Below are 24,344 nucleotides of genomic sequence, written 5' to 3' on the forward strand. Positions count from 1 at the left end.
TACTTGTCATTACCTAGTAGCCTCTATCAAGTGTTGTTAAATTTACTCGCAGCCTCTGACTTGTTATTCGTCACGTGACTATTTAATTGAGCCGCTTCTTTTAAACGGCCAGCTTGTTAAATGACCAGCTCTAAAAAAACTTTCTCTTAAAATACCCACTTGCTCTTTATCCACTGATACAAGCACCGCCTACTCTGCCTCTTGCAAATGAGTAGCAAGCTGGGCGCGGCTGGGCACGCGGTGATAATTGATCACAGAAATATCGCCCAAACGGCGCTGACCGGCTGCCAGTGTTTTATCGATGGTAATCATCGCCACTTTTTTATTGTGTTTACAGATGAGCAAATGCTTGGCTTTACGCATGACTTGATAATCAGGAAAATACTGCTTTAATAATGCGGATGTTTTTTGCAGGGCATCATTCGGTACTGTATTTTTTGACTTGGCACTACCGTGCTTTTCGCCTGCTTTTGCCCCGCGCGATTTCGCTACCAACCATAAAATTACGATGATGGCGATTAATATGACAAGCCACCAAATTCCGTCTATCATAAGTAAAAATATCCATTACTAACAAAGGTTGGCTCATGTTAGCAGAATTATCACCAGCGGTAATAGCAGAAGTAAAACTTGCGGCAACATTGTTGGCATCGAAAGAGCGCATTTGCATTTTGACAGGGGCAGGTATTTCTGCAGAAAGCGGCATCCCAACGTTTCGAGATAAGCAAACAGGGTTATGGGAAAACTACGGCGTCGAGGATTTGGCAACCCCTGAGGCCTTTACTCGTGATCCAAAGCTTGTATGGTCGTGGTATCAGTGGCGCAGGCAGATGGTCGCAGATAAAGTACCAAATCCAGCCCATCATGCATTGGCTCAGTGGCAGTATCATGCGCAAACCTCCGATCAAACAGTGACACTCATCACGCAAAATGTCGATGACCTACATGAGCAGGCTGGAAGCGCAGTGACTCATTTGCACGGTCAACTGTGGCGTGATCGCTGTGGTCAGTGTGAGATACCTTATCCAGAACAATCAAGAGCCGCCTATATTAAGCAAGATACGATACGTTTTGATGATAAGCTGATTACTTGTCCGCATTGCGACGGTTACATCAGACCAGATATTGTATGGTTTGGCGAAGCACTACCTGTACAAGCGTGGCAGACTGCCGAAGAGGCTGCGGCTAACTGTGATGTGTTTATCAGTATCGGTACCTCAAGCTTGGTTTACCCTGCTGCTGGACTCTCACAATTAGCCAAGCAAAATGGTGCGCAAGTTATCGAGATAAACCCTGACCCAACACCCGATACAATTGTTGATATCACATTAGCAGAGAAAGCTGGCGTAGTCTTGCCGCTACTCGTACAAGAGATCACTGATTTATAGCCTTGATGTTATAACAGATAGAGTAGATTGTAATTCGACTGTTTCATTGAGAAATCTATCTTTCACATCGTAAAAAAGGCTTAACGATTGATAGCAATCGTTAAGCCTTCGCGATCAAAGTAATCCGCCTTTATTACAATGCCGCGTCCACTTTCGCTAAGTAAGCTTCTTTTAGCTCGTCACTGATAAATGCCGATCTAAATGAGTTTTTTACTAACGTAATAATATCCTCTTCTGTTATCGGTAGATTCTCATATAAGTTGATAAAATTTTGGTTCACATAGCCCTTGAAATAGGCAGGATCGTCTGAATTGACGCTGATATTAAGCCCATAGTCTAAAAGCGCTTTGATATTATGCTCTTTGTAATTATCAAAAACTCGCAGTTCGATATTTGAGTTCGGGCAAACGGTTAGTGGCATTTGCTCGTCTTTGAGTCTCTGCATCAGCTCTGGGCTTTTTATAGACTGCACACCATGATCGATTCGATTGATATTCAGTAAGTCTAGCGCTTCGTAGATATATGAAAAGTCCGCTTCTTCGCCTGCATGAGCGACCAGTTTAAAGCCTGCTTCTTTGGCCTTTTTGAATACGTCTTTGAACTTCGATGGTGGGTTACCAAGCTCTGATGAGTCCAGACCAACACCGATGATGTCATCTTTAAATGCCATTGCTTGCTCTAATGTTTCAAACGCTGCTTCTTGCGATAAATGGCGTAAAAAACACATGATGATACAAGAGGTGATGCCGTACTTTTCTTTGGCATCGGCAAGCGCATCTTTGATACCTGTGATGACCGCTTCAAAAGCCACGCCGCGTTCGGTATGCGTCTGCGGGTCGAAGAATATTTCTGTGTGGATGACATTGTCTTCAACACACTTCAGAATATATTCCCACGTCAAATCATAAAAGTCGTCTTGGGTGAGTAAGACATTTGCGCCAGCATAGTAGATATCTAAAAAACTTTGCAGATTATTAAAGTTATAGGCGGCGCGCACGTCTTCTACGCTGTCATAAGGGATCTCTACGTTGTTCTTTCTTGCCAGTCTAAACATCAGCTCAGGCTCTAATGACCCTTCGATATGTAAATGAAGTTCCGCTTTTGGTAGTTTCTGTATTAAATCAATCATAGTATTCCAATAATGGTGTCATCGAGACGAGCCGTGGACAATTTATATATTTGTACCGTCTTTAAACGGTACGAACATTTTGCGTGCGATATTTTAGCATCAAAACCCTAGAGACGAGAACAGTCACCTTCGACTCTATCAATAATGCGCTTCAAGAGGCCGTATTACTATTTTAAAAATACCACGGTATCAGACAGCTCATTGCCTGCTGGATTGTGCTCAAGCTGATAGTACTGGCGCAGCACTTGTCCCACTTCATCCAACAATTGGGCCAAGCTCTCTTCTGTCTTCTTGTTGCTGATACCTGATACTGCTTTTTCGCACATAGCACGCCAGACGGTTGGGCTTACATGCGTGCTGATACCGCGATCCGCCACAATCTCTAACTGATGCTCGCAGATATTGACATAGATGAGAACGCCTGTGTTCTCTTCGGTATCCCAAACTCGATATTCACTAAACAGATCAATTGCTCGCTCGCGGCAATCCATATGATAAGCGTCTTGAATCGGTAAATGATTCTCTACAATCAAAAACACTTCACCACGATGTCCACGCTCAGCACGTGTCACTTGATCTGTTAGACGCGCGCGAGCGTCTGCCGTCAGCCACTTGCTATGCAGCAAAGGGACAAACAAGACCTGACGCCACCATCGAGCAAAGCTAGAAGTTGAAGCATGGTTTTCTGCCATTATTTTGTTTCCTAAAATACGTCATTGTTGATGATTACTGGTGTTTGGATAGTTGCAAACGTTCTTATTAAGACTCTAAGCTTTTACGAAGTAGACCGTTACCACGAGCCACCAGCACCGCCACCACCAAAACCGCCGCCACCACCACCAAAGCCGCCGCCACCGAAACCACCACCGCCAAAGCCGCCACCACTACCCCCACCCATACCGGGTAAGAAAATCATGCCACCGCCTCTACGCCCACCTTTACCGCCGCCGCCTTTGCCACCACCGCCGCCACGGGAAATCAAGAACATCCATATAAATATCGCCATGATCAATGTCATAAAAAAGCCGCCGCCAAGCGCTAATGAACCGGCGAAAAAGCCGCCTGCCGTGATAATAGAACCAAATACTCGGCCCAAAATATTGGTAATAAAACTGCCAAATATCATCGCCATAATAAATAAGAAAATAGGTGATGGTAGCTCATCTGAGCCTTGCACGGCACTACGCTCAGCAGCTTGGGCATCAGCACGCGCCAATACCTCAGGGTCAGCCGTTAGACGTGTCTTGAGTGCATCCACGCCAGCTAGTATTCCAGCACCATAGTTGTTTTGCTTAAATAATGGTGTGATGTCTTCACGGATAATACGATTGACCGCAGCATCTGGCAATACACCTTCTAACCCATAGCCTGTGAGGATATACATGTCACGGTCATTGACTGCTACGACGATGAGCAGACCATCGTCAATATCTTTGTCGCCCAATTGCCATTTTTCTGCAACCTGTAAAGCATAGTCAAATATAGGCAAACCATTGGTTGTTGGTACGATGACCACTGCTGCTTGTGCCAAACCCTGCTGATAAATATTTCTTAGCTGAGCCTCTAGACGCTGTTTTTCTTGCGGATTTAAGATATTAGCTTGATCAACGACTGGCTCGTTGAGTATGAGTTTGTCAGCATCAACGCTCTGGGCACTTGAGGTTACTGGTGGCTGAGCTGGCGCTTGCGCACTAGCGGTTGCCTCATCATTTGCTGCGCTTTGATTAATAGCGTCATTACCAAGCACCGCACCATTGATGGCGTCATTATTCAGCAATGCATCATTGATCGCCTCATTGGACTCCCCTGCTTTGGCAATGGCTACCAAGTCTTCGACACTACGGTTTTGTAGATTTGAGGGGCTATCTGTCGCTACAGCATTATTGCCAGCATCGGTATTGGGCGCAGCATGCAGCACTGATGCACCGCTGACGCTCAGTGTAAACAGTAATGCTGATAAGATTGCTTTTGAATTATTCATCTAATCTCTACCACCTCAAATGACATCTTTATAAATTAATAGACATTAACTAATAGTCATCAGCTAAATAAATAGAGCGGCATACACCGCTCTATTTTTGTATATTTCTAATACTTCCTACTCTGCTTTTGCAGAATCGCCAAAATCAACACTTGGCGCTGTCGAAATGGCATCTTCATTAGCAACGGTAAAGTTTGGTTTGGTATCCATGCCAAATACTTTTGCGGTGATATTGGTTGGGAACTGGCGCACGGTGGTATTGTAGCCTTGCACTTCTTGGATATAACGATTACGAGCGACCGCAATACGGTTTTCGGTGCCTTCTAGCTGCGCTTGCAGATCTTGGAACAGCGCATCTGATTTTAGCTCAGGGTAACGCTCAGACACTGCCATCAGGCGTGATAATGCGCCTGTCATTTGCTCTTGCGCAGCGGCATAACGCTCCATTGCTTCTGGGTCATTGAGCACTTCAGGCGTCACCGTGATGCCGCCCGCACGTGAACGTGCTTCCGCCACTTGGGTGAACACTTCTTGCTCTTGTTCAGCATACTGCTGTACGACTTTGACCAAGTTTGGTACCAAATCGCTGCGGCGCTGATATTGGTTGACCACTTCTGACCATGAAGCCGTTACTTGCTCGTCTTGCGCCTGCAGATTGTTATAACCACAGCCGCTCAGACCGACAGTAGACGTCGTCAATAGTGCTGCTAGCAACATCGGCTTCATAATAGATTTACGCGTCATCGTTGTTTCTCCTAATAATGATAAATAACAAATATCTGGTAACACGTTTTTTAATAATTTTTTTGCGCTTATGCCTTCACAATCATCTAACGGTCATATGCGCTCTATATTTTGTATTTTGTATTTTGTATAAAGGCACGTGCTTGTAGCTTTTATATCTACAGACACAACATGAAAAACCACTCATGCATATTGCTCAATCTTATAAGCTACAAGATATACTGCTTATAATGGCGCTATCATGATGCTTTTACAATTGACCGTTACCAAAACACAACCGCAACAACTGGGTGTCATTTTTTTGGTTATACCTTTATGTAGTGCTATTACTATTTAGATAGACTAAAGTTTATTAAATGGATTGCCAGCTCATAAATTCGCTTCTTTATTAAGGCTAATGATGCATAAATCGATGGTCCAAAAATAAAACTTATCCGTCCATACACAAAGAAATTTCTAGTAATTGGTACAAAAATATGGCAAATTGCAGTTACGTAGCCGTACGGTTTGAATACATTTGGTAGTGGACTTATAGTCTGATACGTATTAAAGAATTCATAATTGTGATAAAAAAACAGTTACTCACTCTTAGATACTCCACTAATACATTCAATCCGCCATACCAGCAGTGTAGCCAATCGGGACGGCTCATAGCAAATTAAATATCCTCATCATGAGGAGTATTTAATTATATAACCGCCTGTTTTATCCGCGGACTTATAACTCATCTCATTCATAACGTGATGATAGGACACCGCAGTAGTTGAGGCTGTAGAACAATCAAACACACAGCTGATATTAATGCTATCAATGACAAGCGCTATAAAAATAGTCTGTGTCACTGATGAAGCCAAGCGGATAAATACAGACAACTACAGTCCATTCTTGGTGGCTAAGCACGTATGAGACTTAACTAATATAGATATGAGTCGATGCAGATAATTTAACTGCTTAACTTAAATAAGTAAGTTAACCAGTTAATTTACTCCTAGCATACAGAGCCACCTTGAGACAGTACTAGGAATATACATATGGAAGGTTTAGTTAACTTAGTAAACGGAATTATCTGGAGCCCAGCACTGATCTATCTGTGCTTGGGCGCTGGTCTGTTCTATTCCATCATGACGCGCTTCGTACAAGTACGTCTATTCGGTGAAATGATCAAACTACTATTCACTGGTAAGTCCAGTACTGATGGTATTTCGTCATTTCAGGCACTAGCCGTTTCCCTCGCAGGACGTGTGGGTATGGGTAACATCGCTGGGGTAGCTGCTGCTATCGGCTTCGGTGGTCCAGGTGCTGTATTTTGGATGTGGATCGTGGCGTTCTTAGGCGCGTCTACTGCCTATGTCGAGTCTACCCTTGCACAGATTTACAAAGAAAAAGATGTGGTAACTGGCGAATATCGCGGTGGCCCTGCTTATTACTTTGAGCGTGCCCTTGGTCAAAAATGGTACGGCATCCTCTTCGCCATCGCTTCTATTTTATCATGCGGTATGTTCTTACCTGGCGTACAGGCCAACGGTGTTATCAGTGCATTCGCACAGTTAATGGGCGAAGGTACGATCATGAACATCGGTAGCCTAGAAGTCGGCTCTATGCGCTTGGTTGGCTTGGCCATTATCTTAGTCGTCTTAGGTGTCATCATTTTTGGTGGTATTAAGCGTATTGCAACCTTTACTGAGTTTGCCGTTCCATTTATGGCACTTGGTTACATCGTCCTCGCCTTAATCATCATGCTCAGCAACTTCAGCCTGATTCCAGATGTGTTTGGCATGATCATTGGCGATGCATTCACTGCACAAGCAGGTTTTGGTGCAGCAATCGGTTGGGGTGTTAAGCGTGGTATTTACTCTAACGAAGCCGGTCAGGGTACAGGTCCTCACGCTGCCGCAGCTGCTGAAGTTGAGCATCCATCACAGCAAGGTCTTGTTCAGGCATTCTCAGTATATGTTGATACATTGTTGGTTTGTTCTGCGACTGCATTCATGATCTTATCTACTGGCATGTACAACATCCAAGGTACACTACCAGATGGTCAGTTCATCGTTCAGAACGTTGCCGCTACGACTGAAATCAATGCGCCTGCGTTTACGCAGATGGCAATGGAATCGGTATACGGTACATTTGGTAACGCGTTTATCGCAATTGCTGTATTCTTCTTTGCCTTTACAACTATCCTAGCGTATTACTACATCGCTGAAGTAAACGTCGCTTACTTGACACGCTTCCTTGGTCGTAACGCAAACAAAACTGGTCTATTCCTCGTTAAAGTATTGATCATGGCGATGGTTGCTTATGGTGGTCTTAACTCAGCTGGTTATATCTGGGCCATCGGCGATATCGGTGTTGGTCTTATGGCTTGGCTCAACATTGTTGGTATCCTTGTTATCTTTATCGTGGCTCGTCCAACGCTTACCATGCTTAAAGACTACGAAGCACAACGTAAAGCTGGTGTGGCACGTTACAGTTTTGATCCTGCAAAATTCGGTATCAAAAACGCACCTTATTGGGAAGAGCGTCATCTAGCAGACCAAAAAAGAACGAATGTAGACCCACTACGTAAGTAATAGAGATAATATGCGCTAACGTAGCTACTGCTCAATCTTATTCAGTCTTCCTAAAAGCCCGAGGCAATGGTCTCGGGCTTTTTTATTGCAAATAAATAACACAGATTTTTAAGATACCGCTGCTACGCGCCACCATTTTATGCCCACAAAAAAGCCCAGCATTATAGCTAGGCTCTTTTACTCTTGTTAAGTCTCAGAGTGACTTAACTAAATATTAATCTTACTCAGGCATCAATACTGTGTCGATTGTATGAATCACGCCGTTGCTTGCCATGATATCAGTACCTGTGATGTTGGCTGTGTTACCAGTCGCATCAGTGATTACATTGGCATCGCTAATAGAAATCGTTTTGCCATTAGCCGTTTCGATATCGGTACCATAAGGGATGTCAGCTGCTTTCACTTCCATTGGAACAACGTGATAAGGCAATACGGTTTTTAATAAGTCTTTATTAGCCAATAGCTCGTCTTTGGTCACGCCTAATTTTTCTAATACAGGGGCAAATGCATCATCAGTTGGCGCAAATACAGTATATTTGGTGTCTTCCATCAACATGGTGTCAAGACCCGCTGATCTTAGTGCCGCTGTCAGAATAGTGAGATTGTCGTTGTTTGCAGCGATTTCTGCGATGGTTTGTGTCGCTTCCATATTCATGTCATCTGCCATTGGCTCAGCTTCAACCATTGGATCGGCTTCGGTCTCTGCTACTGGCTCAACCACCACTTCTTCAGTGGTAACTTCAGGCTCAGCTGGATCTGCGACTGTTTCAGTATCGTTACATGCTGCTAATGACATCGCTGCTGTTACTACTGCGATCGATAATAAATTCTTCTTTAACATGGGTCATTCCTTTTTAATAATTGGATGTCTGGTTTGTCTAGCGAATAACTGTCTTTACTACATGAATAGCTGACAGCTAATACGTATATCAATAATTGACATTTTTTAGCTATAGACAATTTGCTGTAAGTAAACTGATATTCGCTATATCAATAGTTTCAATTCTAAATGTTTAATTTTTAATTGATACTTACTTAAGTAGTAGCACTGTATCAATCACGTATATACCATTGTTCACTTGTATATCGGTTATTGCGATATATGAAGGATCGCGCTTATTAGTCATGCTCACTCATTAAAATAGGCGTTATTTATATCTAAATCATGCCAATTAAATACTAAAACAGCCGTTATCTAATGAAAAATTCATCAAATAATGGCCGCTCACTAAATCTTCATAATACAAAAAATAATTATTTTTTAATGAAGCTTATTTAGGTAATAGCACTCTATCGATGACATGGACAACGCCATTGGTCGCTGGGATATCTGTTTTTACGATATTGGCAATGCGGCCGTTTTCGTCCATCAACTTACCTTGATTCGTCACCATTAGCGTGTCTTTGCTTGCGGTCATGACATTGCCAGGTTTGACATCTTTGGCATACATGGCCATGTCGCCATTAACTACGTGATAGCCTAAAATTTTGGTCAACAGTGGCTTGTTTGCAAACAACTGCGCTTTGGTCATGCCAGTCTCTTTCATTGCCTGCATAAACGCCTCATTGGTTGGGGCAAATATGGTGTAGTGAGCGTTAGGATCAGACAGCATACCTGCTAGACCTGCTGCTTGTACGGCTTCTACTAAGACTGAAAAATCAGAATTACTTTGAGCAACTTGTACCACGTTCATTTTTGCCATAGTTTGGCTATGCATTGGCGGCTTCATATCTGCGCTTTTTGCTGGCATCATATTGTTACAAGCGCTTAAGCCAGAGATAGAGATAGCTAGCGTGCCGATAGTCGCAATTTTAGTGAGGTTCATAACATTATCCTTAATGATTGAGTATGTATTCGCTTATCGTCTTACAGGTTATATTGTCTTCTAATATCAGTTGCTCGTGCTGTCCAATTCTTATCTTTTTGATAAGCAACATCTAGATAGACCAACAGAACAATAATAACTTTTTGCCTATAAGCGACTTATAAGCAAAACTTACAAAGACCTAATTCTTCTGAAATAAAATTAACATGTATAAAACCTTTATCAACCTGCCTTTACGCAACTTTTTGTAGTACCGGTGTAAACTCTGTCGGACTTTTAAGCATAAGCGTTGGCTTTCATTTGCATAAGCAGAGCTTTATGTAACCCATAAACGAATGATATTCATTTGTGCACATATTCTTTATGAAACAGAATTTAATGCTATGCTCAGCAGTTCAATGAATAGGTATCTGCTTGTCTATGGTAAAAGTAGAATGAACAGTATCCATGTGTGCTATATTTTTCATGCTAGAATAATTCAAATTTGATGATTTCCTTTATAAGACTTTGTACTCTATTGGTTTGTTATTCCTTCCTTTCATAATATTGACGATATAAGCTGCGCACCTATGACTCAAACGATGACCTCACCGACCTCTTCTCAAACTGAGACCACTTCTGACTCATCATCTGCTGATGACTTTATTTTGACGCCGCCTGCTGTCTTTCCTTATAAGGAACAGCAGCTCACCGCGCGCGCCCGTATCACTGAGCAGATGGCTTCACGCATCTTGATGTTGGACGGTGCAATGGGTACGCAGATTCAGACCTATAAACTAGAAGAGTCAGATTATCGTGGTGAGCGTTTTGCCGATATCGACCAAGATGTGCGCGGCAATAATGATTTGCTAGTACTGACACAGCCGCAGATGATTAAAGACATTCATCACGATCATCTGTTGGCTGGTGCGGACATTATTGAGACCAACACTTTTAATGGTACGCGTCTGTCGATGGCTGACTATGACATGCAGTACTTGGTGCCTGAGCTCAATAAAACAGCAGCCAAAATTGCGCGCGAGGCGGCTGATGAATTTACCGCCAAGACGCCTGAGAAACCGCGCTTTGTCGCCGGTGTGGTGGGGCCAACCTCACGCACGTGCTCGATATCACCTGATGTCAATGATCCCGCCTTTCGTAACATTACCTTTGATGAGCTCGTCCTAAACTACCGTGAAGCAACCTTGTGCTTGATAGAAGGCGGTGTCGATCTTATTTTGATTGAGACGATCTTTGATACGCTCAATGCCAAGGCAGCGATATTTGCCATCACGGGTGTGTTCGAAGATATTGGCTTTGAGCTGCCTATTATGATTTCTGGTACGATCACTGATGCCTCAGGTCGTACATTATCTGGTCAAACGGCAGAGGCGTTCTATAATTCGATCCGCCATGCCAAGCCATTGTCCGTTGGCTTTAACTGTGCGCTTGGCGCGGATGCGCTACGTCCGCACATCCAAACACTATCGAACATCGCTGATACCTATGTCTCTGCGCATCCTAATGCGGGTCTGCCCAATGAGTTTGGTGAATATGACGAAACCGCTGAAGAAACCGCTGCGCTGCTAGAAGGTTTTGCCAAAGCAGGAATCCTAAATATCGTTGGCGGCTGCTGTGGTACAACGCCTGAGCATATCCGTCAAATCGCTAATATGGTGGCGAACTATGCGCCACGCGTGATTCCTGAAATTGCGCCTGCCTGCCGACTCTCAGGGCTTGAGCCATTTAATATCACGCCTGAGAGTTTGTTCGTCAACGTCGGTGAGCGTACCAACGTCACAGGCTCCAAAAAATTCCTCCGTTTGATCAAGACCGAAGCCTATACCGAGGCGCTCGATGTCGCGCGCGATCAAGTCGAGGGCGGTGCGCAGATCGTCGATATCAATATGGACGAAGGCATGCTCGACTCGAAGCAGGCGATGATTCACTTCGTCAACCTCGTCTCAGGCGAGCCAGATATCAGCCGTGTGCCCCTCATGATTGACTCGTCTAAATGGGATATCATCGAAGAAGGCCTCAAGCGTACGCAAGGTAAATCTGTCGTCAACTCCATCTCGCTAAAAGAAGGTCATGCTGAGTTCGTTGAGCGCGCCAAATTATGTATGCGCTACGGCGCTGCCATTATCGTCATGGCATTCGATGAAGACGGACAGGCTGACACCTACGAGCGCAAAATCGAGATATCTAAACGCAGCTACGATGTACTGGTCAACGAAGTGGGCTTCCCCAGCGAGGACATTATTTTTGACCCCAATATCTTTGCGGTCGCCACGGGTATCATCGAGCATAACAACTACGGCGCGGACTTTATCAATGCCACGCGCTGGATCACGGACAACCTACCGAACGCGATGGTCTCAGGCGGTGTGTCCAACGTGTCGTTTAGTTTCCGTGGTAATCCGATTCGTGAAGCGATCAACTCTGTGTTCCTATTTCACGCGATCAAAAATGGCCTGACCATGGGTATCGTTAATCCAGCCATGCTTGAGCTGTACGATGATATTCCAAAGGAAGCACGTGACGCCATCGAAGATGTCATGCTCAACCGCAATCAAGGCGAAACTGGTCAGGATGCGACTGAGCGTCTGATGACGGTCGCTGAAAACTACCAAGATGGCGGCAAGAAAAAAGACAGCACCGTCGATATGAGCTGGCGTGAGGGTACAGTAGAAGAGCGTATCGCCCACGCTCTCGTCAAAGGGGTGACAACCTTTATCGAAGAAGACACCAAAGAAGCGTGGGAGAAATACCCCAAACCGCTCGACGTTATCGAAGGACCACTCATGGACGGTATGAATATCGTCGGTGATCTATTCGGTGCGGGTAAGATGTTCCTACCGCAAGTCGTAAAATCTGCTCGTGTCATGAAGCAGTCCGTCGCATGGCTAAACCCGTACATCGAAGCGGAAAAAGTCGAAGGCGAAGTCAAGGGTAAAGTCCTGATGGCAACGGTCAAGGGCGACGTCCATGATATCGGCAAAAACATCGTCGGCGTGGTGCTCGGCTGTAACGGCTACGACATCCTTGATCTCGGCGTGATGGTGCCATGCGAGACCATTCTCGATACCGCTATCAAAGAGAAAGTCGATATCATCGGCCTATCAGGACTGATTACCCCAAGTCTCGATGAGATGGTCTATGTTGCCAAGCAAATGCAAGAGCGCGGCATGACCCTACCCTTGATGATCGGCGGCGCAACAACCTCCAAAGCGCATACTGCGGTCAAAGTCGAACCGCAATATAAAAACGATGCGGTCATCTATGTCTCGGACGCCTCGCGCTCAGTCGGCGTGGTGACCAAGCTGCTATCCAAAGAGCACCGTCAAGGCCTCATCGATGAGACCCGCGAAGAGTATATCAAAGTGCGCGAGCGTCTAGCCAAGCGTCAACCCAAAGCGGCGAAGCTGACTTATGCTGAATCAGTTGAGGGTGGTTTTCAATACGATTGGGACAACTATACCCCGCCTGTACCGAATCAGCTCGGTCAGGTGATATTGGACGACTACCCTATCGATAAGCTGCTGCCCTATATCGACTGGACGCCGTTCTTTATCTCTTGGGGTCTGGCGGGCAAATACCCTAAAATCTTGCAAGATGAGGTGGTTGGCGAAGCGGCGCGTGATCTGTTTAAAAACGCCCAAGAGCTGCTACACAAAATGATTGATGAAAAGTTAATCATCGCTAAAGGGGTGTTTAAAATTGCTCCAGCCAAACGCACTGGCGCAGATACGATTAGCGTTTATGACAAATCGCCTACAGATGGTGGCCGACCTACGCATACCTTTGAGCATCTGCGCCAGCAGTCTGATAAAGCGAGCGGCAAACCAAACTTTAGCCTCGCCGACTTTATATCTCCGTTAGAGGACTCTGACGATTATATCGGCGGCTTTACGGTGTCGATCGTTGGCACCGAAGACCTCGCTGAGCAGTACAAAGCGGCAGGCGACGATTATAATGCCATCATGGTACAAGCACTATCTGACCGCTTAGCCGAAGCCTTTGCCGAGCATTTGCATGAGCGCATCCGTAAAGACTACTGGGGCTATCAGGCTGATGAGACCCTCACCAATGATGAGCTGATCAAAGAAAAATACGTCGGCATCCGCCCAGCGCCTGGCTATCCGGCTTGCCCTGAGCATACCGAAAAAGGCAAATTGTTTGATTGGCTCGGTACGGTCGAGGCAATTGGCACGACTTTGACCGAAAGCTATGCGATGTGGCCTGCGTCATCGGTCAGCGGCTTCTATTACTCGCATCCTGAGAGTGAGTACTTTAACGTCGGTAAAATAGGCCGAGATCAGTTAGAGGATTATGCCGAGCGGAAAGATTGGGATATAAAGACGGCTGAGAAGTGGTTGAATCCGAATTTGTAGGAATATTTAGGTTTTAGATATGGAAGAAACTATAAAGCTTTGGTTTAAAGAAGGATATACAGATTTCGATTCAAGCGAAGGTTTGAATCGAGACCGTCCTTTTGAGTTAAAACGCCTGAACGTTATTGTAGGAGCCAATAACTCGGGTAAAAGTCGTTTTATGCGATATTTTGCTTATTCCACCAGCAACGAATTACAGATTATATATAAGACACCTAATTCTATTCTAGAAGTTTTGAATAATACTGAGCAGTTTTTTAGAGGTTTAAATAAAGATATTGATATCGGAACAAACATTACAGATTTTCAAACGTACCACAATCTTGAAAGCAACTACCAAAGCCTAATCAGCAGAGTAAGAGGGGTAAAAAATAGGCTTGAAAATACTTCCACAAACTCATTAAACTCATATCCACATGATTACGAAAGAAATATATTAGATAAATTTCCAAGGCAGAAGCTTAACTTCCCCCCCAATAGATGATTTAGAAGATATTTTAGAAAGTCTCGAGTCTAAAAAAAATAGGATTTACACATTAAAATTACATAGAAATATTTTCTTTTACATAGATACTTTGAGAAGCCTCAAAAACTTAAAGTCTATAGAAAACACTAAAAATTTAGTATCTCCTCTATTATTACGTACTCATCAGGACTACAGGTTTTCAAAGGAGCAAATTATTTCGGGTGAAGACTTCTTTGATTTTTTAACAGATTCATTACTAGGTATGCCTGAAGAACGCCAAAGAATTTATGATTATCAAGTCCAGCTTTCTCATTATTTCTTCAACAATGAAATTATTACCCTTATTCCTCATCGTAAAGAGGAAAGTTTACATATCAAAATAGGAGAAGCAAAACAGTTCCCTATTTCACAATTAGGTGATGGTCTACAGCAAGTTATTATTCTTACTTATAAGGCTTTCTTAACAACTGAACCCTCCTTCTTTTTTATTGAAGAACCAGAAATGCATTTGCATGCAGGCTATGTCAAACAACTGATGAAGTTCTTGCTAAATGAAACTGATCATTACTATATGGCAACCAGTCATTCTAATTATCTACTTGATATGATTAACGAAGATAATCGCATTGCTTTTGTAACTATCCCCTAAACTAACACAGCTCAAACGTAGAATTTCTTATAAAATACACATAAGGAGTTTTGATATGAGCAAACGAATGACTGAGACGCAAATAGTATCCATATTAAAAGAAGCAGAAGCTGGGATATCTGCTAAAGAGCTGTGCCGTAAATACGGGGTAGCTAGCTCGACATTTTACAAATGGAAGTCTAAATATGGCGGTATGGAAGCCTCTGATGTCAAGCGACTAAAAGAGCTTGAAGAAGAAAACCGTAGGCTTAAACAGATGTATGCTGATTTAAGCCTTAGAGCGCAGATGCAGGAAGAGATCATAAAAAAGCTATAGCGCCTGCCCTTGAGCGCAAAGTCTGGGCGCAAGAATTGCAGGCGCAGTATGGTGTTAGTATTGCATTGAGCTGTCAGGTGGTCTGTATGAGTCGAACCGCTTACTACTATAAGCCTAAGCTATCTGATGATAGTGAGATTATTGATGTCTTAAATGAGCTAACAGATAAGCACAATCGTTGGGGCTTCCCTAAGTGTTTTAAGCGTATACGCAAGCTTGGCTATTCATGGAATCATAAGCGAGTACACCGTGTTTATACCGCGTTAAACTTAAACCTACGCCGTAAGTCTAAAAGACGGCTACCAGCACGTAACCCCCAGCCGCTAAGTGTACCAAATACATTAGGTCATACTTGGTCTATGGACTTTATGAGCGATAAGCTGCATAACAATATTCGCTTTCGAACCTTTAATGTGATTGATGATTACAACCGTGAAGTACTCGGCATTGATATTGGTACCAGCATTCCATCACTCCGAGTAATTCGCTACCTTGACCAGCTAGCTGAGTGGCATGGCTATCCTAAGCAGATCCGTGTGGATAACGGCAGTGAGTTTACATCCAGCGTATTCACTGATTGGGCATCAGCTCATGGTGTCTATGTTGACTATATTGAGCCTGGCTGTCCTTATCAGAACGCTTACATTGAAAGGTTTAATCGCAGTTATCGCAATGAGGTTTTAGATTGCTACCTTTTCAACAATTTAAACGAGGTCAATATGCTGACTGAAGACTGGATCACGGTTTATAACACCGAAAGACCCCATGATTCACTTAATGATATGACACCTGCTGAGTACAGGCAGGTGGCTTAATTATTCTACGATGATGTTGTGTTAAGAATGGGGTATTTACACTTTATATCGTGTAGATAAAAAACAAATGAATGACGAAGAGAACAAATACGAGACGGTAATCAAACGTTGTGATGGTGACCGTACTGTATTGCAAACACTTGGCGTATCGCCTTCCTCAGTATTTTTAGCCAATTGTACAATTTGGGTAGAAGGCATCACTGACCGTCTATACTTTGTTCAATACTTAAAGAAATATCTAGAAGAGCTAAAAGAGATTGATAAAACTAAATGGGAAGACTACTCACGCTTTATCGATGGTTATCATTATGCGTTTGTGGAGTATCAAGGCTCAAACTTAGAGCACTGGGATTTCGAGGTTGACTCTTTAGAAGCGGTCGATAGCAGTAAGAATAAGGGTCTGAATGCAATACTTATCACTTCTAATGCCTTAGTGATCGCAGACGCTGATTTAACGAAAAAGCCTAGATTCAATGAACTTGAAAAACAGCTAGGAGATAAAATAGCTATCACTCAAGGCAAAGAGACTGAAAACTCATTGCCTAAGAAATTTCTCATAAAGAAGTTTTTTGAGATGTGTCCTGATAATGGATTAGCTAAACAAGGGAATAAAAAAAAGCTCGACTATAGCGATGATTATGAAAAGTATTTTACTGACAGTTATCAGACATCAACTAAAGGAGTAGGCAAATATTTTGATAATGTTTTAAGTAAAATGCGTAAGGATGGGGTCATACCTAAGCTAGAAAATAATGAAAAATCTTTTACTTTTTCAAATGGTAAGCAAGGCACTATTAAAAGTAAGACAGGTTTTTGTCGAGATATAGTTGAACTGATGCAAAGTGAGTCATGGAAACTAACACCATCAGCAACAGAGTTGTGCGAATCAATATTTCAGCATATAAAGGCTAACAACTATTAATTTATAATTTTGGAATGAACAACACATCGTACAAAGCTTCTATACTGTCGTATTTAGTGAACTGTCCCTTGTTAATTGTCCGTATGTTAGGTCGCTCAGCCTTCACTCCCTCCGCATTACCTTTTGTATGCTTCGCTACTTTAGTATTTTCTAATCCAGTTAATGGCTGTCCAGCTTCAGACCCAAAAAAATAAAACGAGCACAATTCTAAAGTATGTTCATCGAATTCTATCCAAACAATACATCCTGAAGGTTTATTAGCTAAGCGTATATTAACGTTTTGACCTGATTTTTTAGCACCAAATTTTGAGGTTTTCAGTTGAATATGGCGAACAACACTGTTTTCTTCGAGAACAATATCGCAACCTGCGTTATCGACTTCAGGTTTCATGACCTCCAATTGACAGTCATCTTTTTGCCACGAAAGTTTAAGCATTTCACCAATAAATAGACGTTCAATAAGTTTTTCTCGGAAACTTGAATGTTCAAAATGCTTGCTCATAATTTACCTTAATACTTTGTAATAACTCAATCCGCTTTACCCTTCCCCCGCCGACACCGCTCAGAACAATACACGACCTGCTCCCAATCTTTCTCCCACTTCTTACGCCAGGTAAAAGGGCGTTGGCACACGGGGCAGGTTTTTTGTGGTAGGTTTTGTTTTTTATGTGCCATGATGACCCTTACCGATTACTCATAACCGTCAAATATTTTATTGAGGCGATTGAGACTGTTGACAATAAGCTTACCAGATTGATCGGTGCTGCTGTCAATCGCCAGCTTCTCATCCATACGCATCGTTAGCGGTGCAAGCGCATCTTTGAGAGCGTGTGCTATCAGCGCGGCCTGCTCTGTGACATCGGTGGTAGATGCTTGATCGTCAGCACGGCTCGATAGACTCTGAGCCATCTGCTGTGCCAATTGCTCGAGCGCGCCCACCAGTTGCACCATCAGTGCTTTTTGCACGTCTTGGTTTTGCTTGAGGTACTCGCCCTCGGCTTTATGATCATGCTTATATATTTGTAGCAATTGGCTCACGCTTTTCTCAAAGCCATTATCGATGCTATCGCTGACAACTTTGGCATTATTGATCACGCACGCTATCCGCGAGGATTTTTTGTGAGGCGAGCTGCACCTCCATCTGAGTTTCTAACCGGGCCTGACGCTCCGCCTCTCGTAAGCGCGCGATGTGCTCTGGACCATTTTTGGTTTTTAATCACTCAGTTACATAGTTTGGTATGACATGAATGACGATTGCTCGACTTGATGCCGTTATATTTCTATTTTTAGAAACGACTTATGTTTCTTTATTAATGATTATATATACATTTCATTACATAATATATAGCTGTGGCTATTAACGACCCCATATCGGTGAGCGTACGACGCCACCATTTTGGCTATTAATGGCGTAACTTGTGTTCCCTAAGAGCGAATGAATGACCAAATCGCCACCTTTTTGACGTCCTAAACTTTGACCGCCTACTTGCCCGCTGACTTTTGAAAAACGCGTTGGGTAGACCGCATAATTTCCAGAAGGAGATAGACGTGCCGGTTCATCGAGTCCAGTTTCTGCCAGACTAACTACTTGTCCAGTCGCTAGTGTCATGACAGCCGCCTTACGACCATTTAGGTAAGCCATGCGCTGACCATCTACACTGAGCTGAGGACTGGCGACATAGCCATTTGTCGGTACAGGTACGGCTTTACCAGTCGCGAAGTGATAACGATAGATACGTGGGCGCCCAGCACGGACTTTGTCACTGGTATAAACAAAGCTTTTGCCGTCAGCGGCATAGCTGGGCTGTACCTCAGTGCTCGGTAGTGTCGTTAATTGCTCAGTTTTCCCATCACTTAGGCGCATCTTATAAATATCAGCATTGCCGCCGACCGTAGAGCTATAGAGCAGATATTGACCATCAGGTGAAAATGACGCTGACATATTACTGCCTTCAGCATTGACGACCAGATTGCGCGTTTTGCTGCTTTTATCATAAATATATATTTTAGGATGCTCGCGCGGGGCTTGTTTGCTATAAGCAAGCAATTGACCATCAGCCGACCACGCTGGCGCATAGATATAGCCTGTGATCTGATCGATGAGCTGACGATCACTGCCATCAGGACGGATGCTATAGAGTGTCGATACTTTTGCGCTCCCTGACCCTTGCTCTTCCACATAAGCAATGTGTCCTTGACGATCAATGGCAGGCATAGCAGCGGTCAGTGGATTGCTATCCACTGTGCTGGTCGGCTTTTTCATTTCAGCACTAGGCAGTGTCTGACAGCCAGTGAGAGCCACCAATATAGCGATCGTCGTCGCCCCTTTCATCGTGATGTTATTCGTGGTTGGTTTTGACATGATAGGTTTAAACATAAAATAGTATCCAATAAAATCGCTAAGGTGTAACAGCAGCTTTACGCTAGTGTAGCGCAAAATTCGACAAACTTTGGACGAAAAAAAGCCCCACATATTAGTGAGACCTTATCAAATCTAACCAGAATGTCTATATCGCTTTACTCAATCACCAAGTTATTTAGAGACAGCTTTAAAGTAAGCCACTTGATTGTCATTTTTGATGGTTAAGACAGGGACATTTTTGGCATTTTTACTGAGGCTGTATTTGCCTTGTACGGTTGCTAATGCAGCTTTATCAAAACTGGCTTTCGGCTCAGGACAGGCCATCATTGTGCTGATGCCGTTTTTGATCTGCACATCACCATTGACGACACTGTAGCCCGCGCTCATATTGTTGCACGTGTTCATAAATGCCACGTAGTTTCTACCATTGTCGTTCATGAAGCTCAAAGTGAGCGGCTTGGCTGGATCAAAGAACAGCTGAGACACCTGTTCACCGTTGCTACGTTTGGCATCAACCAATTGCCAATTGTGCGCTTGTAATGCCTCTACAGTGACGGGCTGACTGACTGGCGCAGGCAAGGTAGCCGTTGTCTGGCAACCAGCGGCAAGAGCACTAACTGAAAAGGTAGCTGCCATCATCACTTTAGTCATATTTTTCATATACATTCCTTTTTTATTGAATCCAAAAACCTTGCCGAGCATAAGGTCATACTTGACACAAGACCCAACAAGCGCATTCAGAATTTTGATTTATTATGGTAATTGTCTTATTCACTGTTTCAGACAGTAGCGATATTTTGTTTGACTCACCAGTGACTGTCATTATCAATTGAGTAAGTATTTAGCGGATATTTTTTGCCTCATACATACTACTGACTACTGATATTTACTATTGACGCTATTTCCCAGTGATAATGTCACTTTTCTTGATGAGGTTTTATTTAAACCTTCTCTTGGCAGATGTCAGCTGATACAAAAACACTCCACTAAATAGTGAAGTGTGTTTATCGTGCGACTATCGCATCTGATGACTGATATCGTTTATCGAAACCTTAAGTAATACATATAGGTCTCAGTACACGTATTAGCAACTGCTTTAGATCACATCTGTACCAGTAATATTTGGCTCTTCAGTCGCAGGCGCTGTCATACTTGACATCGACTGGCAACCGACGAGTACCGTTACCATGACAATACCAGTCATCAATGCTTTGGTTAAGTTTTTCATATTCGCTCCTAGAATCGTTTTAATAGACTGTTGGTTCAATTGAAAGATTACTGTCATTTTACTAAGGCTATAAATATCAGGCCGTACTTCTCCCAATGATCATAGCTTATTCACACTTTTAGCATACCCATCTCTCATATTGCTGTAAGTTAATTAATGTTAAGGGAATATGCTTACTGAGTTTTGGTTTCTTGCAATGCTGCATAACCAGACAAACGCTTGCGCTCAGCATCATCAAACAACTGCTGCTCAAGTTGGTCTATCTGAATTTGCGCCTCTGCTGGATCTGCACTTTGATTTAGCAAGCGCTGTTTTTGCGTTTGATACTGAGTGAAGCGCTGATCAAAATTGGCATCTTCTTGATCGACCTGTGCCAGTCTCTCTGCCGCTGGTGCGCCCACTAGCTCTCGACGCATATTGTATAGTGCTTCAGGGCTGGCACCTGCCGCTTTCATCTGTTCAGTACGAGCCATAAGCTCATTAAGATTGGCTTGCTGCATGATATTGGTTTTGATCGCACCATCTGGTAGACGGCTCACATAATCTTGTCTGGCAGCCTGTTTTTGTGCCTCGCTCATTTGCTCATTTTGATTGATTCTGACCATCTCCATACTATAGTCATCATAACTATCACTAGCACCAAAGAAGGCTTCGATGGTGGTTTTGTCAAAATACTGCTGACGTAAACTCGCCACATCCTGCTTTTGCTGAGCAATGGCATTCAAATCTAGCTCACCATTTTTGGTCGCTTGCAGTTGCAGATTGCCATAACGCTTTTCTATCTCAGGAAGCGCTTTGAGATACGCCACATATTTGCCAAAGATAGCGACCGCTTGGCTGGCAGCTGGCTCTGGCGTGTGATGGCGAATATAACTCTCGACACGTGCAAAAATAACGGCTTCGTCCTCCTCTCCTATTGCGGATAAAAAATAATCGAATAAACGCCGCAGACCTTCAGTGACGACCAACTGCTTGTTTTCATCGATGATGATTTCGCCGTCCACTTGCGTGCCCTTTAATGAGGCTGGCAAACGCTCTAACCCAGTGACAAAGAAAGCATCGCTTTGAGCAAATGGTGCCTCAGCTTGAGTATTGCTTTGCGCCGTGGACAGTGTACTCTCAGACCTATCAGTGGGTGAAGCAGATAGCGACTGCTGAGTCGCCATCGGTTTATTATCTGGTTTAAACCACACAATCACCGCCGCCGCGATGACTATGATGACCACAGCGATGATAGCGATTGGTAAACAGGCTGGACGGCGATTATTCGACATAGATGAGAGTTCTTTTTACAAGTCAGCTTAAAGATTGGCGTTTTTTAGGCGATTGACCTGAGTACGATAGATAGATTTTGGCTTAGACTCGCCCCATGCCGTCAGACCTAGTACTTGGTCTGCTGAATCCAAATGGTTCATGATGTAATTATCACGAATCACATACCCAAGTCGGCTTGAGCAGGCAGAAACCAGACCATCATTTCCCTCCAATAAAAACGGTACGCTTGTTGCTGCAAGCAGATAATCACTAGGGTCAAGGACGCTCATGACTTGTCCGACGCCACTAAATGAGTAATATTTGATACCGTTTGCAGAGGTACTGGTTGGCTGACCACAGTAACTTGTTGGCATTGCTGCGGGGAATTTGGCATTGAATTTGGCCGCACCATCGGTTGATAGCGCCATGAGTGCTTGCCAGCCATCTTGCGCTTGTATCTCTTTAATACTGATGCCTGATCCCACATCTGTAAAGCCGCCAATCAAATTAAACACCCCTGATACCAGCTGTGTCGTGACGTTTGATGGCTCACCTGTGTCATTGTTTGGTTCAAGGACGTTTTTGACAAAATCGGCGGTTTTTGAGCCTTGCTCTGGGCTTGATACGGCGGTGACCGAGGCGACGTATTTTGGCGCAACGCCAGCGACATAGCGGATGTCTATACCGCCTTGACTGTGCCCAAACAAATTGACTTTTGGATCGCCTGAAATGGCAGTGATGGTTTTGACTTGCTGTAATAGCTGCTCGCCGCGGACTTCACTATTATTCACCGCTGATGTTTTGGTGGTGTACACCTCTGATCCACCTTTCATCAGCTCACTAGGAATCCCGTTGAAATAATCTAAGACCCCAAACAACTTGGTAAAACCGCCAAGCCCATGAGCCAGGACCACTGGATACTGAGTCTTGGTATAACTGGAGGTAAAGTATTTGCTATCGACTAGCGTGCAGCCATTGGCGTTGGCACAATTATAGTACTGCCCTGCCGCTTGCGCTGAGGTGGTTTGCATGGTCATTAATAAAACGCCAGTACTGATAGAGCCCAGTATTGGTAAAAAAGTGCGCGGCGTGAGCGCAGCACGAACGTACGAGGAGAGCGTCATAACAACATCCTTGTCATCATTAATGGTGAGTGCCTTTACCTCATAACGTCGGCAAAGACTGCTGCTAATCCCTTTAGCATGCAAAATTACATTACTTCTATCTTTTACAAGATTCAACTAAATTGTCAAAATATGAATATATTATCGTGACTGGAGGGTCATAACGGCTCAAATGGGGCTGTAAAGCAACTATTGTCAATAATAATGATAGATTTAATATCACTTATCATAAAACTGCCATTCATCCATTTATGGTATAATTTCCCCACATTAACCCCATAATTATAAGACACAAGATGATGACTAAAAAATCCCTTATCCAGTCCCCAGAGGCTATAGAAAAAATGCGTGTGGCGGGCAAGCTCGCCAGCGACGTCCTAGTCATGCTCGACGAACATGTCAAAGTTGGCGTCAGTACCGAAGCCCTCAACCAAATCGCTCATGACTATATCGTCAATGTGCAAAAAGCCATCCCTGCTCCGCTGAACTACAATGGCTTTCCTAAGTCTATTTGTACATCCGTCAACCACGTGGTCTGTCACGGCATCCCAACTGAAAGCAAGCTACTCAAAGATGGTGATATCATCAATATTGATGTGACCGTGATCAAAGACGGCTACTACGGCGACACCTCAAAAATGTGGATCGTCGGTAACGGCTCTATCATGGCGCAGCGTATCTGCAAAGTCGCACAAGACGCGCTATATGCTGGCATGAGTGTGGTCAAAAACGGCGCGCGTCTCGGCGACGTTGGTGCAGCGATTCAAGCAGTGGTCGAGCCTGAGCGCTTTAGTATCGTCCGTGAGTTTTGTGGTCATGGCATCAGTGATGAATTCCACCACGAGCCACAAGTCATGCACTACGGCAAAAAAGGCACAGGCTTTGAGCTAAAGACGGGCATGACCTTTACCATTGAGCCGATGATTAACCAAGGCACATGGCAGACCAAGATTTTACCTGATGAGTGGACAGCGATTACCAAAGACCGCAAACTGTCCGCTCAGTGGGAGCATACGATGGTCGTAACCGACAATGGCTGTGAAGTATTTACCACGCGCCCTGAAGAAGATTTGAGTTTTTTGACACAGTAATACCATAAAAGATCGCCTAGGCGGTCTTTTTTTTGGCCGATGGTTAGCGTGTATCGAGTTAGGACAGATTGAGTATTGTGCTTACTGGCTTTTTGTCTTTATACTC

General features: G+C 43.8%; 23 protein-coding genes. 8 read left to right on the forward strand and 15 right to left on the reverse strand.

Going from position 1 to position 24,344, the window contains the following annotated elements; all coding sequences use genetic code 11:
- Nucleotides 1-189 precede the first annotated feature (189 nt).
- Nucleotides 190-552 (reverse strand): hypothetical protein, encoded by a 363-nt coding sequence (locus PSBA01_RS03545; RefSeq protein ID WP_186475052.1) that lies wholly within the window; start codon nucleotides 550-552, stop codon nucleotides 190-192.
- Nucleotides 553-587: 35 nt separating this feature from the next.
- Here PSBA01_RS03545 and PSBA01_RS03550 point away from each other — a divergent pair, with 35 nt between their 5' ends.
- A complete protein-coding gene (locus PSBA01_RS03550; RefSeq protein ID WP_186475053.1) occupies nucleotides 588-1,388 on the forward strand; it encodes an NAD-dependent deacylase in 801 nt (266 codons plus the stop codon).
- A gap of 133 nt (nucleotides 1,389-1,521) precedes the next feature.
- Here PSBA01_RS03550 and PSBA01_RS03555 read toward each other — a convergent pair whose 3' ends face one another.
- The 4 genes from PSBA01_RS03555 to PSBA01_RS03570 form a co-directional block, all read right to left on the reverse strand.
- Nucleotides 1,522-2,517, reverse strand: coding sequence for an adenosine deaminase (locus PSBA01_RS03555; RefSeq protein WP_071002232.1), 996 nt, complete (start codon nucleotides 2,515-2,517; stop codon nucleotides 1,522-1,524).
- Nucleotides 2,518-2,684: 167 nt separating this feature from the next.
- On the reverse strand, nucleotides 2,685-3,209 hold the full coding sequence (locus PSBA01_RS03560) for a TPM domain-containing protein (RefSeq protein ID WP_071002233.1): 525 nt from the start codon (nucleotides 3,207-3,209) through the stop codon (nucleotides 2,685-2,687).
- A gap of 98 nt (nucleotides 3,210-3,307) precedes the next feature.
- On the reverse strand, nucleotides 3,308-4,498 hold the full coding sequence (locus PSBA01_RS03565) for a TPM domain-containing protein (RefSeq protein ID WP_186475054.1): 1,191 nt from the start codon (nucleotides 4,496-4,498) through the stop codon (nucleotides 3,308-3,310).
- Between the two features lie 117 nt (nucleotides 4,499-4,615).
- Nucleotides 4,616-5,242, reverse strand: coding sequence for a LemA family protein (locus PSBA01_RS03570; RefSeq protein WP_186475055.1), 627 nt, complete (start codon nucleotides 5,240-5,242; stop codon nucleotides 4,616-4,618).
- Nucleotides 5,243-6,273: 1,031 nt separating this feature from the next.
- On the opposite strand from PSBA01_RS03570, the gene PSBA01_RS03575 reads away from it, so the two are divergent.
- Nucleotides 6,274-7,812, forward strand: a complete 1,539-nt coding sequence (locus PSBA01_RS03575; protein ID WP_186475056.1) for an alanine/glycine:cation symporter family protein — start codon at nucleotides 6,274-6,276, stop codon at nucleotides 7,810-7,812.
- A gap of 220 nt (nucleotides 7,813-8,032) precedes the next feature.
- On the opposite strand, the gene PSBA01_RS03580 is transcribed toward PSBA01_RS03575, so the two are convergent.
- Both PSBA01_RS03580 and PSBA01_RS03585 read right to left on the reverse strand, forming a co-directional pair.
- Nucleotides 8,033-8,653 (reverse strand): fasciclin domain-containing protein, encoded by a 621-nt coding sequence (locus PSBA01_RS03580; protein ID WP_186475057.1) that lies wholly within the window; start codon nucleotides 8,651-8,653, stop codon nucleotides 8,033-8,035.
- Between the two features lie 430 nt (nucleotides 8,654-9,083).
- Nucleotides 9,084-9,638, reverse strand: coding sequence for a fasciclin domain-containing protein (locus tag PSBA01_RS03585; RefSeq protein WP_186475058.1), 555 nt, complete (start codon nucleotides 9,636-9,638; stop codon nucleotides 9,084-9,086).
- Nucleotides 9,639-10,207: 569 nt separating this feature from the next.
- Between PSBA01_RS03585 and metH the strand changes: the two genes are divergently transcribed.
- The 5 genes from metH to PSBA01_RS03610 all read left to right on the forward strand — a co-directional run bounded on the left by metH (nucleotide 10,208) and on the right by PSBA01_RS03610 (nucleotide 17,179).
- Nucleotides 10,208-14,011 (forward strand): methionine synthase, encoded by a 3,804-nt coding sequence (gene metH / locus PSBA01_RS03590; protein ID WP_186475059.1) that lies wholly within the window; start codon nucleotides 10,208-10,210, stop codon nucleotides 14,009-14,011.
- 19 nt (nucleotides 14,012-14,030) lie between these two features.
- Entirely contained in the window at nucleotides 14,031-14,495 is a 465-nt protein-coding gene (locus tag PSBA01_RS03595; RefSeq protein WP_186475060.1) for a hypothetical protein, read from the forward strand.
- Between the two features lie 91 nt (nucleotides 14,496-14,586).
- A complete protein-coding gene (locus tag PSBA01_RS03600; RefSeq protein ID WP_267448608.1) occupies nucleotides 14,587-15,126 on the forward strand; it encodes an AAA family ATPase in 540 nt (179 codons plus the stop codon).
- 55 nt (nucleotides 15,127-15,181) lie between these two features.
- A protein-coding gene (locus tag PSBA01_RS03605) for an IS3 family transposase (protein ID WP_416383502.1) occupies nucleotides 15,182-16,257 on the forward strand; the annotation gives its coding sequence in 2 pieces (ribosomal slippage) (nucleotides 15,182-15,437 and nucleotides 15,437-16,257; 1,077 coding nt in all).
- 67 nt (nucleotides 16,258-16,324) lie between these two features.
- Complete coding sequence (locus tag PSBA01_RS03610) at nucleotides 16,325-17,179, forward strand: hypothetical protein (RefSeq protein ID WP_186475061.1); 855 nt, start codon at nucleotides 16,325-16,327, stop codon at nucleotides 17,177-17,179.
- A gap of 1 nt (nucleotide 17,180) precedes the next feature.
- On the opposite strand, the gene PSBA01_RS03615 is transcribed toward PSBA01_RS03610, so the two are convergent.
- From PSBA01_RS03615 to PSBA01_RS03645, 8 genes are all read right to left on the reverse strand, one after another.
- Nucleotides 17,181-17,681, reverse strand: coding sequence for a hypothetical protein (locus PSBA01_RS03615; protein ID WP_186475062.1), 501 nt, complete (start codon nucleotides 17,679-17,681; stop codon nucleotides 17,181-17,183).
- A 26-nt stretch (nucleotides 17,682-17,707) separates the two neighbouring features.
- The gene (locus tag PSBA01_RS03620) at nucleotides 17,708-17,854 is read right to left on the reverse strand and encodes a DUF2256 domain-containing protein (RefSeq protein WP_186475063.1); all 147 of its coding nucleotides are present in this window, start codon (nucleotides 17,852-17,854) and stop codon (nucleotides 17,708-17,710) included.
- A 15-nt stretch (nucleotides 17,855-17,869) separates the two neighbouring features.
- Entirely contained in the window at nucleotides 17,870-18,274 is a 405-nt protein-coding gene (locus tag PSBA01_RS03625; protein ID WP_186475064.1) for a hypothetical protein, read from the reverse strand.
- A gap of 262 nt (nucleotides 18,275-18,536) precedes the next feature.
- Complete coding sequence (locus PSBA01_RS03630) at nucleotides 18,537-19,556, reverse strand: PD40 domain-containing protein (protein WP_186475065.1); 1,020 nt, start codon at nucleotides 19,554-19,556, stop codon at nucleotides 18,537-18,539.
- Between the two features lie 156 nt (nucleotides 19,557-19,712).
- On the reverse strand, nucleotides 19,713-20,201 hold the full coding sequence (locus PSBA01_RS03635; RefSeq protein WP_071002243.1) for an META domain-containing protein: 489 nt from the start codon (nucleotides 20,199-20,201) through the stop codon (nucleotides 19,713-19,715).
- A gap of 436 nt (nucleotides 20,202-20,637) precedes the next feature.
- Complete coding sequence (locus tag PSBA01_RS13375; RefSeq protein WP_257785223.1) at nucleotides 20,638-20,769, reverse strand: hypothetical protein; 132 nt, start codon at nucleotides 20,767-20,769, stop codon at nucleotides 20,638-20,640.
- Nucleotides 20,770-20,942: 173 nt separating this feature from the next.
- Nucleotides 20,943-22,043: a lipase secretion chaperone gene (locus PSBA01_RS03640; RefSeq protein WP_186475066.1), complete on the reverse strand. Its 1,101-nt coding sequence runs from the start codon at nucleotides 22,041-22,043 to the stop codon at nucleotides 20,943-20,945.
- A gap of 27 nt (nucleotides 22,044-22,070) precedes the next feature.
- The gene (locus PSBA01_RS03645; protein WP_186475067.1) at nucleotides 22,071-23,147 is read right to left on the reverse strand and encodes an esterase/lipase family protein; all 1,077 of its coding nucleotides are present in this window, start codon (nucleotides 23,145-23,147) and stop codon (nucleotides 22,071-22,073) included.
- A 299-nt stretch (nucleotides 23,148-23,446) separates the two neighbouring features.
- Between PSBA01_RS03645 and map the strand changes: the two genes are divergently transcribed.
- Complete coding sequence (gene map / locus PSBA01_RS03650; protein WP_392397124.1) at nucleotides 23,447-24,238, forward strand: type I methionyl aminopeptidase; 792 nt, start codon at nucleotides 23,447-23,449, stop codon at nucleotides 24,236-24,238.
- The last annotated feature ends 106 nt before the right edge of the window (nucleotides 24,239-24,344 follow it).

The sequence above is a fragment of the Psychrobacter sp. KCTC 72983 genome (assembly GCF_014280455.1).
Lineage (GTDB): Bacteria > Pseudomonadota > Gammaproteobacteria > Pseudomonadales > Moraxellaceae > Psychrobacter > Psychrobacter pacificensis.